Origin of the sequence: Streptomyces sp. NPDC007905 (assembly GCF_042959345.1) — a bacterium.
In the GTDB taxonomy this organism is placed as follows: Bacteria; Actinomycetota; Actinomycetes; order Streptomycetales; family Streptomycetaceae; genus Streptomyces.
This window is the reverse complement of the sequence record NZ_JBIBKS010000045.1, coordinates 20,256-31,357: the sequence shown is the minus strand read 5'-3', so window position 1 is coordinate 31,357 and position 11,102 is coordinate 20,256. Positions and strand designations below refer to the sequence as shown.

The following is an 11,102-nucleotide window of genomic DNA, read 5'->3' as shown; positions in this document are numbered from 1 at the left end:
ATCTCCTCACGCGCAGCCCGCCACTCAGCAGTCAGGCCCCCACCATCCGCGTACCGCATACCACCGGCATACCGCAGGGATCACCCAACGTCACCACCCGAAGGCAACCCGAAAAGGTCAGTAGCCACCGCAGCTGGAACCCAAACCGTGGGGCACGTCAAGATGTCACCCGATCGTGCACCAGACTCCTATATGGATCCAGTGGATCAAGCGCAACGCCGCCGTCCGCGACGACAGGTGTACCGGATGGTCGGGGGACGCCGCGAAGCGGTTTGCCCTTCCTGCGCGCCGTCGACCACGGCTTTGGGACGAGGCTGTCGCTAGCCGGCAACACTGAAATCGACGTGAGTAAGGGCGTGTTGAGCCAGAGCCGCAACGTGTTGGGCCTTCGGCAACGGCCTAGGAGTCGGGAGGGTGGTCTCATCTCGGCGGAAGACCGGGAGTAGGCTGGGGAGGTCGGGATGAACCGTGACCGTGAACAAGACCGAAGGAACCCGCGGGTGGTGCTGGCCGCGGCCGCCCTGTCGGGGGCGGTGCGCGCCCTGGTGGCGAAGTTGCTGGACGTCGTGTGGCCGTCCTGAGAGGCGGCTGTCGCCCGCGACGGAGCTGGGCAGGTCACGGCAGTCCGTGCAGGGGTAGGGGTTCGAACTCCCAGACCGGGCGCCTGCCTTGCGTCACGGCTTGGGTCTGGGGGTGGCCCGCGTGATGCCGACCGAGCTCTCGGCGGGCGAGGCTGTCGAGCTCGTCCGCGCGCTCGATCCGACCGAGGGACCGCAGATCGGCGGCGTGTGCGACCGTCAGCAGCAGGGTGACCGGATGGCGGGTGCCGAGCGCGGTGGCGGCCTTCCCCTGGGCTGTGCCGCTCAGCTCGGCTGCGCCGTCCCCATCGCCGTCGGCACACCGGCTCCCGGAGAGGGTGAGGGCGAGGCCCAAGACCCATGGATGTGCCGGGCCGAGCTTCGTGCGCAGTTCTCGCCAGCTGTGTTCGAGGGCGGAGCGGGCCTGCTCCAGGTGGGAGCCAGCTGCGGTCAGCGCCGCGTTGGCCGCGAGGCCGAGCAGCTGCGGGTGTCCATCGGGGAGCATCGCCCGGTAGCCGTCCAGGGCCTGGCGGCCGCTGATGTCGGCGGGGTCGCCCTGCGTGGTGTGGCGGGCAACCCACGAGTAGGCGGCCAGCACCTGCAGGGTCAGTGGGCTCGCGTCGGGTAGACGCAGCACGATTCGGCGTAAGCGGTCGAGTTGAGAGGCGGCGTCGTTCGGATGCCCGGCGTGCCATCGGCACATGGCCAACTCGTATTGTGCGGCGATCGTTTGGGGGTGCAGGGGCCCGAGTAGCGGGATGAGGCCGCGCAGGGCGGCGGTCTGCTCGTCCTCGGCTTCCGTGTAGCGGCCCAGCAGCCGCAGGTCCAGGGCGTGGCGGCTGCGGGCGTAGAGGGCCTGTAATGCCCAGGGCATGACCTTGCGGTACTGCGTCAGTACTTCCGTGCCCAGTTCCAGGGACCGCTCCCAGTGGCCGAGAGCGCGGGCGCACTCCGTCAGCAGGGCGCGGGCCTGGATGGTGCCCGGCGCGTCTGCGCCCGATGCGGTGAGCTGGTCCTGGTAGGCGGCACGTGCATGTCCGTCTGCCTCCGCGTAACGGCCGGCGCCGAGCAGGGCGGCGGTCTTGGCGGCGACGAGGTGACGGCTCGCCTGCGGATCTTCCTTCCGCACGTCCGTCTGCGCGAGTAGTTCCCCAGCCTGCCGGATCCGGCCGGCCTCGTGCAGCAGACGCACTCGCATGGCGAGCAGCTCGTGGTCCGGTTCTTTGGGCCCATCGAGCGCGGCACGCCCCGCGGCGGCGCGTGTCGCCAGGTGGATCCCCTGCCGATCGCCCGACCAGCGACAGTAGGCGAGGCAGTTGCTGACGAGACGGCGGGCGGCCGGGGCGTTGCTGTCCAATGCTCCGGAGGTTTCGAGGTGTGGCAGGAGTGCGGCGTACCGCGGCCACTGAGCGGGGGTCTCCGGTAGTTGCGGGTCGGCCCGGGTCAGCGCGTCCACGGCGAGGACCGAGGCCTGGTGCAGGTGGTCGTCGTAGGCGCCGCGCACTGCCGTCCTGCGCACGAGGGGATGCACGTGCACGGTGGCCGTGTCGTCGACGTGGGCCAACGAGGCCTCCGCCAGCGCGTGTGCGGTGGCCTCCCAAGCTGTGCCGTCCGGGGTGGGCAGGGGCTGCAGCCACCGGAGGGGAATTGCGCCCTGGGCGAAGCAGTCGCTCATCCGCAGCAGCAGCCGCGCCTGGGGTGCGTGGGTGTGCAGTCGGCCCATCGCCTCTGCCAGCGTAGGCAGGCGCACCTCGTCTCCCGGGCAGTGCTCCGTCATGGCCCGCACCAGGGCTCCCGGGTGGTCGCCTACCGCTTGGGCGAGGGCTCGGTCTCCGTGCAGGCCGCGCCTGGGGTCGAAGCGGGTCACGCAGGCCAGGCTCTCCGACCAGGTGAAACAGGGCACGTTGATCAGATCGGCGGCGTAGCGCTCCCAGGCGCGGTTCTGTGTGGTGATCAGGATGCGGACGGCGTGGCCGGGCAGCATCGGTGCCAGTGCCGAGGGGTCCTCGGCGCCGTCGAAGACCAGCAGTATGCGTCGGCCGCCATCGTGCCGGCTGGGGGAGCGCAGCGCGGTGTACAGGGCGTCCAGCTCGGCCCCGGGTTCTCCGCGGGGGGCGGCGAGTTCCTCGGCGAGCTGGGCGAGTGCCGAGCGCACGGTGTCCTGGGAACTCGCATCCACCCACCAGACCACGTCGTAGAGCCCGCTGAATCGATGGGCGTACTCGGCGGCCACCGCCGTCTTACCGACGCCGGGCATGCCGACGAGGGCCCGGACGGTCGAGGCAGGCGGGTGCTCGGCGCCGTCCACGTCGTCTCCGGCGGGGTCCGTCGGACCTTCGGGCAAAACGGCGGCCTCGCCCAGGGGCGCGGGGGAGTGGATCGGGTGCGCTGCGGGCGGGGGCGTAGCTGGTGGGAATGCGTCTGCCGTAAGTTCTTGGTGGATGGTCCACAGCAGTGTGTCGCGACCGGTGAACCGCTCGTCGCGGCGCGGGACCCGCCCCCAGGTGCCAGGGTGACTGGTCGGCAGCGCCTGGACCGGCGCGGGGGGCGTCGGCGACTCGGGCCGTCCCAGCGCACGGCGCAGGATCCGGTCCGCCTCGCTCGCGCTCGCGCCGCCCAGCTCGGCGATGCTCACGCCGGCGTGGGCTTCACAGGTCGTGTGGTCCGGGATGACGACGGTCAGTCGGCCCGGGTGCCGCTCGCCGATCAGGCGGAATGCCGCGGACCATTCCGCGGGCGTGTACCGGGCCAGCTCGTGCAGGCGGCTGCTGAGCACCAGGAGAAGGTCGGCTGTGTGCAGGCGTGCTTGGAGAAGTTCCACGGTGCTCTCCCCGGGCAGCGCGGAGAGCGGCTCGGCGGATACGGCGGTTGTGGGCTCGGCAAGCCAGCCGCACAGCCAGGCGGCCCACGGAGCGTCCGGGCCGGCGAACAGCACATGACGGCGTCGGTCTTCGCCGGGCGCCCCGGAGCCTGGCCGTGCGGTGCCCGTGAGCTCGCGGCGCGCCTGCCGTTCCGCTTGCCGGCGGCTGTCCTCGACCGCGGCCTCCCGGTCCGCGATCGCGCGTTCCTCCGCCCTCTCAGCGGCTTCCAGTCGCTGCGCCAGGGTGTGGCACTGAGCCTCGTAGTCTGCGGTCCGCTGCTCGGCCGCTCGCCGTTCACTCTCCAGCGCATCCACTTTGCGCAGGAGTTGGTCCTGGGCGAGTGCGAGTCGGATTGCCTCTTCGCGCAGCGTGTCGTGGTCGAGCTGAGACCGTGCGAGGCGTTCGCAGGCCTCGTCGAGGTCCTGCTGGATCCTCAGTGCCTCTTGCTCGGCCCGTTCCCTGCGGCCCTCGGCCGCGCTCCACTTCGCCCGGAGGTCCTGGATTTGCCATCCCTGGGGGTTGGTGGCGCGCATCGCCTCGCTCTGCAGCCGCATGACGTGCCCCCGCAGCTGACGTGCCGGGGAGGCCTGTGTGGCGCCTACGTAGTCGATGAACAGGTTTTCCACGAAGTCGACCGGTGGCACCTGCACGCCGTTCAGGTAGCGGGACACGGTGGATTTATGGAGGTGCCGTTTCACGCCGTACGCGGTCATGGTCGTGCCCAGGGCGTCGAAGAGGGGGCGCAGGACGCGGGCCAATTCCCATGCCGTCGGATGGACGTTGGCGGGCACGTTCGCGTCCTGTCCTGTGCCCGCCGGCAGGAGTTCCCCCTGCTCCGCGTCCTCGCTCTGCGCGCTGATTGCAGGTTCGACGTCTTCGCTGCGGTCCTGAGCACTGCCTGCTTGCGTCGCCGCTTCACCCTCGCTCTCTTCCTGTGGCCCGTCCGTGGGCTCCGGTTGGTCCTCAGGCATCGTGGTCCCCGTCTCCCGCACCTGCCGAGCGGAGTCTGTCCACCGCGCGAGCGATTCGGTCCGCCTCGTACGGTGGGCAGATGTCGGCCGGTGCGTCCTTCAGCGTCGTCTGCAGTCGCTCGTAGGCAGGCAGCGCGGAGGAGGCGTCGCTGCCGCTCTCGAGGGCGTCCGCCTTGGCCAGGGCTGCGTTGAACCACTGGCGTGAGGGTCCCGCGAGCCAGGCCCGCTCGGCAGCGATGCCGTAGCAGTGGGCCGCATCCCCGTGCCTGCTCGCGAGGGCGGCGATGTCCCCGCGCAGCATCCACGCTTCTGCCGCCAGGAACGGCGGCACCGTGCCCGTCGGCGCGCTGCGCACGACGGCGTCGGCCTCGCTCAGGGTGCCTGGGTCGGGCTGGTCGGCGCACGCCAGGACGCTGCGCGCCAATTGCAGGCGCCGTCTCGTCGCCTCGGCGTCGTCGTGCGGGCACGTCTGTACCGCGCGGCGCAGCAGGTGCACGGCGGCCGTGCAGTCGCCCACCGTCCCGCGGCGGGTGCCGCGCACGGTGAGCAGTCTTCCCAGCACGAACCAGGCGGCGGACAGCCGCGCGTCGTTGCCAGCCAGCAACGCCAGCACGGCCGTCCAGGCCTCGATCGCCTCGTCCTCGCGATCCTGGCGGCCGTCCTCGCTGCCTTCGCACCAGTCGGTGAGGAAGCGGGCACGGAGCAGTCGGGACTCCACGAGCAGCCGGGAGCGGGCGGGCAGGAGCGTCCCCGAGGGCCCCTCGGCGAGCAGGCAGGCCTGCTCGAGCAGGCCCAGGCTCTCGGTCAGGGCCGCGTCGTCTCGGCCCGGACGGGCCAGGAGGACGGCCTGGGCGTGGTCCAAGAGCGCGCGGCAGCGGTCCTCCACGGTGAGCGACTGCCAGGAGGGCTCCCGCGCGGCGGCGCCCAAGTCTTCGACCGCACGGGCGGCGTAGACGCGAGATGCGTCGAGGTCCGGGCGCATGTCCTCGTCCAGGCCGGTGGGCAGGAGTCCGGGAGGGCCGTGGTGGCGAGCGAGGTCGAAGAGCACCAGGCCTCGCGCGAGTCGGACGCCGTCCTGGTTACCGGCCTGCGCCAGACCGTCGGCGATGCGCAGAGCCTTCCCCAGCTGCATCGTGCACCACACGGCAGGGCGCTCCCTGGCATAGGGCGCCCCATCGACGGCGAGTCGGCGCAGCAGCCTGATGCAGGTCAGGATCTGCCGCCGGGCCAACTCGTCATCTGCCCTGACGCGCGGGCCGGGACCGGGAAGGTGCCCGACGGCCGCGGCGAGCAGGGCGGCCGCGATCCGGGGGCCCTCGTCCGAGGTCTCACGCGGGCCCGCGCGTTGGGCCTCCAGCAGGGCCAGTACCCACGGCGGCAGCAGTTGCCGGGAGAGCCGACCGGCCACTGCCTCGTCGGCCATCAGCTCCAGGACACGCGCAAGGGCCACGGAAGCGGAAGGAACCAGGGGCACGGCTTCCTGGGCGGCGTACAACGCCTCGCGCAGGTGCTCCGCGATCGGCTGGATCGACCACCGGGTCAGGAGGATCTCGGCGAGTTCTGCGTGGTAGTCGGCTCGCACGGTGGGATCGGACTCGGCCCGGACGGCGTCGCGTAGCTCGCGCAGGGCGGCGTCCAGGTGGCGCATGGCACCGAGGCGGCGGAAGTCGTCGATGTGGTCGCGGGCCCGGTCGGCGAGCACGGACGCCGGGATGCGGCCCGCGGGGGCTGTACTTGCCGTGGCCGGCACGGAGACACCGGTGAAGTGCCGTACCACCTGCGCGGAGACATGGGCGAACTCCTCGGGCGGCGCGACCATGTGGTCGGTCCCGTCCGCTGTCGGTACTCCCCGGGCGCCGAGGGTGTAGACATGCTCGGGCGCAATGCTGTCGGCGAGGGCGGCCGACGCGAGGGCGGGGAAGTTGCGCGTTCTGCGTCCGTAGTGCCGTTCCACGTAGTGGGAGACGTGCTTGAGCACCAGCGCGGCCACGTCGCGGTCCAGCGTTCGCAGGAGTTCCTCGCGCACGTCTGAGTGGTATTCGAAGCGCAGAGCACCTGGGGACGGCGGTTGGTCCACGCGCTGGAGCAGTCCGCTGAGCAGGACCTCGGCCATGGCCTCGGGGCCTGTTGAGGGAAGCATGGCACGTTGCACGAGTTGCATCACCGGCAGCACCAACGGCGCTGCGGAGAGGAAGGCGGTCAGCTGTAGGGCTGACGGCGAGGCCGTGCGGCGAAATCGTCGTAACCGCTCGGCAGCCGCGAGCGGGATCTCGGCGGGCGGTGGCCCGACCATCCCCGGGTGGTCGGCCCGTACCAGGGCGGCCGCCCCCGGCGCCGAGAAGCCTGCGGTGTCGGCGACCAGCCGCGCCCACACCTCCAGGGGTTCGGCGTGCGGCGCGAGGACCGGCACGGGGAGCAGGCTGGCAGGCGGCTGCCGGTCGTGATGGGGCGCTTTGAAGGTGCGGAAGCCGATCTTGCCGGCGGGTCCCGGAAGGCGACTCAACATGCCCGGTTCGGCTGGCAGGTGGGTGCGGGTCCACATCCGCTGGGGCAGTGGCTGCATGACGGCCACCGGACCGCCGCTCGCCAGAAGGTGCACGAGCCGTTGCATCTGGCCGCTGCGCCACAGGGGTCCTGCGCAGTCGCTGAGGATCAGGACGAGACAGCGTCGGCTGGCGTCCATGAGCCGGGTGGGAGGGACGACTCGTTCCCATCCCGCGCCCGATTCGAACGCGTGGGTGAGCGCCGGCCGCCCGTGGTGGTCTTCGTGAATGTAGTGGCAGAAGACGTCGCTGAACGCGCCGGCCCTCTCGGAGATCTGCCGTAAATCCTCGAACGTGTTCTGCCAGACGGCGTTCGAGGACGAGACGTCCATGAGCAGCACCATCCGGTACGTGCGCCGTCGCGGTGCACGCAACACGGGAAGCAGGAGGCGGGATTCGGCGGTGCGGTCGACGGTGGCGCTCTCGTCGAGGACGCGCACAGCACTGGTGTCCGGCAGGTGCCCGCGCCGAAGCGGGCGCAGTGCGCGGATCAGCGACTGCGCGTCCGGCAGCGTGCCCGCCGCAGGGACGCGGATGGCCGTCCGGGCGTCCGCCGCATGGCCGGACGGGTCGGCACCGCGGTCTTCGCCGGGCATCGCCAGGGACGCACGCCCCGTGCCGGGCTGCCCAGCGGACGGCGAACCGGCTGGTCGGCCGGCCGCGGGGGACGGGGTTTCGTCGGCTCGGTCCGCAGCGCCAGGCTCCCGGGACGCCGCGGGTCCGTCTGGGGACGGAGCCACGCCAGCCTCGGGCAGGGCGGGGACAACTCTCGCCAGCCAGAGGGCATCGGCCACGTCCTCCGCCCGCACGTCGCCGCCCTGCGCACGCAGGGCGGCGATCAGCGTCGCGAGACGTCCCTCCGCAGCGCCGGTCCCGGACGGCTCGGGACGCCCGCGCCGCTCCTTGCGTCCGGCACGGGTCCCGGTGGACTTCCGGGATCCCTCGTCTGCCATGGCTCCTCCGGTCACCCGTGCCGCGGATCGATCGGCCTCATGAGCATCTCAAGCAGTTCACCGCGCCGAAGCGCGTCAGCACCCGCGGGCCCATTGACCAAAAAGATTGCGTTGAGCAACTGATCGGCCGGCCTGGCCCCTCCCGTGTCGTCGCCGTCGAGGAACCGCTGGATTAGCTCCCCGTGCCGTGCATCCTCCCCACGGCCGAAATGCGCCTGGACCAGAGCGGCGATCTGCTCGGAGTTCGGCGGGGACAGCTCCAGCGCCAGACACCGGCGCTGCAAGGCGGGCGGGAAGTCCCGCTCGCCGTTGCTCGTGATGACGATGAACGGAAAGGCTCGGCAGCGCACCCGCCCTTCCTTCACCACCACCCGCCCCCCGTCATCGGTGAGGACCGTGACCTCGGGCTGCCGGTCGGCGATCCGCTCTAGCTCCGGGATGGTGAACTCTCCGTCCTCCAGCACGTGCAGCAGATCGTTGGGCAGATCGATGTCACTCTTGTCGAGCTCGTCGATGAGCAGGGGGCGCGGCCGGTCCGCGGCGATCAAGGCCGTGCCGAGCGGGCCGAGCCGGATATACCGGCCGATGTCGTCGGTCGGCTTCCCGTCGCCTGAGGCGAGCTGGGAGTCCTGGAGCCGGCCGAGTGCGTCGTACTGGTAGAGGCCGTCCTTGAGGCTCGTGCGGCTGACGATGGACCACTGCAGCACGCGGCCGAGCCCCAGCTCGTACGCCACCGCGTGGGCAAGGGTCGACTTGCCCGTGCCCGGCTGTCCGGTGACGAGCAGCGGCCGGCGCAGGTAGAGCGCGGCGTTGACCATGTTCACGGTGTGGTCGCGGTGGACGGGCGGCGTGCCGGCGTCCAGGCCGCCGAGCCGCCGCAGGGTGGTGGAGTCGACCGGGGGCACGTCGTAGGAGCCCTCACCATCGAAGCGCCGCCACTCGGGGGCTGCAGGCAGGAGCGCCATACGGTCGGGATCGGGCTCCCCAGTGCCCTGATAGATCAGCCATTCGTCCATGGTGGGTGCTCCTCGCTCGGCTGCGGCGGGACGGGTGGGCGCGGGTATGCCCCGCACCTGCTAGGGGGCGTCAAGTTCAAAGTCCTCACTCGGCAGCGGACGATGGGGGTCGTCGAAGAACAACGCCATGTGTTGCGCCCAGCCCCCTTCCGGTCGCGTCTCTGCTCTGCCGTAGCGCAATCTCCTTATGCTGTCCGGTAGTTCACGAATCGTGTGAATCTCGCCGAGAAGGCTGACAGCGCCGCGGACCTGCTCGTCGTCGCTTTGTTCCTCCGCGCGCCTCCTGGTGCTCCACAGTGCGACCGGAAAACCGGCTTCGAGGACCGCCGCGAGCTCCCGGCGCCTGGTTCCCGCACCCGCCGGGCCCCGGGCCGCCGGCCGGGCGAACACGGGTACGCTGCCGGGCCCGGTCCGCTGCCACCACTCGTCCGGACCACGTCCGATTTGCTCGACCGGCACTGCGGTCAAGGAACCGGCATTCTGCAGTGCCTCCCACCGTTCACGAACCCGTACCATCCGGCCCGAGCGCCGGCTCAGATCCCGCAGCACCACGCTGCGTTGTTCACCCACGGGCCGTGACCGCGCAGGGTGCACGGCGTCGTGTGCCCGCCACAGGTGCACTTCGAGGTCGAAGTAGTCCGGAGGCAGGGCGACTTCCAACGGCGCCGGCAGGCCCGGCAGATCAGCTCTGCTGAAGGCGTCCGCCAAAGGCTGCGCCAGCCGGCGAACCACGTCGGCCTCGCGCACACCCCCACCCACGCACTCCTCCTCCAGCGTGATCAATTCCCCGTCCCCCTGGTCCACCGCGATGCGCCAGTAGAACCGCGGCGGCATCGCGTAGTGCAGGGGCTCCAGTTCCACGGTGACGACAGGATGACCGTCGCCCCGAGCCGGGAACGGGGTCGCCGTGTGCGGTGTCGTACGCGGCTGCGCGAGCGAGGAAGGCAGGGACGCGTCGGTGACGAGCGCTCGCAGTGTGGGCGCCACCTGCGTCAGCCGTTCCCTGATCCAGGAGTCCAGCCGGAATGCGTCCGCATCCTGCGGGTTCGCGTGCCGGGTGTAGAGCACCACCAGGCGCAGATAGCGGAGGAACACGGCTGCGGGCGTGGGGTCGTGGCCGTAGAGCATGCCGTGGCCTTCACGCCAGGTCCTCGGCGGTAGCCATGTCATGCCGGCGGGTGCGTCTCCCAGGGTTGCCAGGAGGATGTCGGCGACCGGCCGTGCCCCTTCGGGAGGAGGGAGGGCGGACAGCAGGGCCAGCGCCGTGCGACGGTCGTCGGGGCTCCACTGGTCACCGGTGATGGCAAGGCCGGTGACTAATTGCCGTTGCAGGGTGGCCCAGCCGTCGGTCGCATCGGGGACGGATCTGGCGTGCCACCGGTCGTGGTCGGCGAGGACGCGCAGGCCGAGGGGGCCCAGGTCGTGCAGCGCCGCGGTACTGACCAGGAGGGCGGCGCTGTCACCGCGACGGGCCCTGGCGACGACTCCCACCACGGCGCCGGTAGCGGTGTCGAATACCGGTCCTCCAGAGACCCCCGTCGCCAGCGCCCCGTCTCCGCGCAGCCCGTACCGTCCCGTGCTGCCGATGAGCTGGAAGGACCCCTCCCAGTGCTCGGTGCGGCCGTCCGCGCGGTGGGCGTAACCGCCGACGAGGACGGGCCGGGCAAAGGTGGGGGGACGGTCACTGAGCCAGACCGCCGTGTGCGACGGCGGATCGTCCACTCGGACCAAGGCCAGGTCCTGCTCCGGCGGGATGAGACGGTGCGAATCCGGCTTCTCCTCCAGCAGCCAGGCTTCCAGCCGTGCCTCGCACGGCCTGCCGCCCGCAAGGCCGTCCCCCTGGACTTGGAAGGGCACGCCGGTATCGCGCCACAGGTGGGGGGAGAGAACGTGCGCGCAGGTCAAGACCCAGCCCGGCGCGACGAAGAAACCGGAACCCCACACGTCGCCGTCGGCGGACCGCAGCCGCACCGTGGCCTCGTGCATCAGGGATCTCAGACCGGTCTCCACGTCGGTCATCGGCTCCTCGTGGCCTCCGCTCCTACGTACCGGTCCGTATCGCGTGTGGCAGTTGCGCCGAGGTTACCGACCAATTGGAAGCCTTGGGAGACGAACGGGCCACTCCGTGACACTGCCCGGTCCGGCGGCGCGGAGAACTCGAACAAGCGATCTAATGCTGG

At 71.3% G+C, this 11,102-nt stretch carries 4 protein-coding genes; all 4 read right to left on the bottom strand.

Annotated elements, in window-relative coordinates; all coding sequences use genetic code 11:
- Window positions 1-615: 615 nt before the first annotated feature.
- From ACFZDC_RS40325 to ACFZDC_RS40310, 4 genes are read right to left on the bottom strand one after another with little or no spacing between them, the layout of a single operon-like run.
- Window positions 616-4,410, bottom strand: a complete 3,795-nt coding sequence (locus ACFZDC_RS40325) for a tetratricopeptide repeat protein (RefSeq protein ID WP_391331860.1) — start codon at window positions 4,408-4,410, stop codon at window positions 616-618.
- The gene (locus ACFZDC_RS40320) at window positions 4,403-7,906 is read right to left on the bottom strand and encodes an SAV_2336 N-terminal domain-related protein (protein ID WP_391331858.1); all 3,504 of its coding nucleotides are present in this window, start codon (window positions 7,904-7,906) and stop codon (window positions 4,403-4,405) included. Before ACFZDC_RS40320 ends, ACFZDC_RS40325 begins: the two co-directional genes overlap by 8 nt.
- Window positions 7,907-7,917: 11 nt before the next feature.
- On the bottom strand, window positions 7,918-8,922 hold the full coding sequence (locus tag ACFZDC_RS40315; protein ID WP_391331856.1) for an AAA family ATPase: 1,005 nt from the start codon (window positions 8,920-8,922) through the stop codon (window positions 7,918-7,920).
- A 60-nt stretch (window positions 8,923-8,982) separates the two neighbouring features.
- Window positions 8,983-10,941, bottom strand: coding sequence for a trypsin-like peptidase domain-containing protein (locus tag ACFZDC_RS40310; RefSeq protein ID WP_391331855.1), 1,959 nt, complete (start codon window positions 10,939-10,941; stop codon window positions 8,983-8,985).
- Window positions 10,942-11,102 lie beyond the last annotated feature (161 nt).

Bases quoted from the DNA above. Each gene is read 5' to 3' on its own strand.
- ACFZDC_RS40310 (WP_391331855.1), bottom strand. From the start codon at position 10,941: ATGACCGACGTGGAGACCGGTCTGAGATCCCTGATGCACGAGGCCACG.
- ACFZDC_RS40315 (WP_391331856.1), bottom strand. From the start codon at position 8,922: ATGGACGAATGGCTGATCTATCAGGGCACTGGGGAGCCCGATCCCGAC.
- ACFZDC_RS40320 (WP_391331858.1), bottom strand. From the start codon at position 7,906: ATGGCAGACGAGGGATCCCGGAAGTCCACCGGGACCCGTGCCGGACGC.
- ACFZDC_RS40325 (WP_391331860.1), bottom strand. From the start codon at position 4,410: ATGCCTGAGGACCAACCGGAGCCCACGGACGGGCCACAGGAAGAGAGC.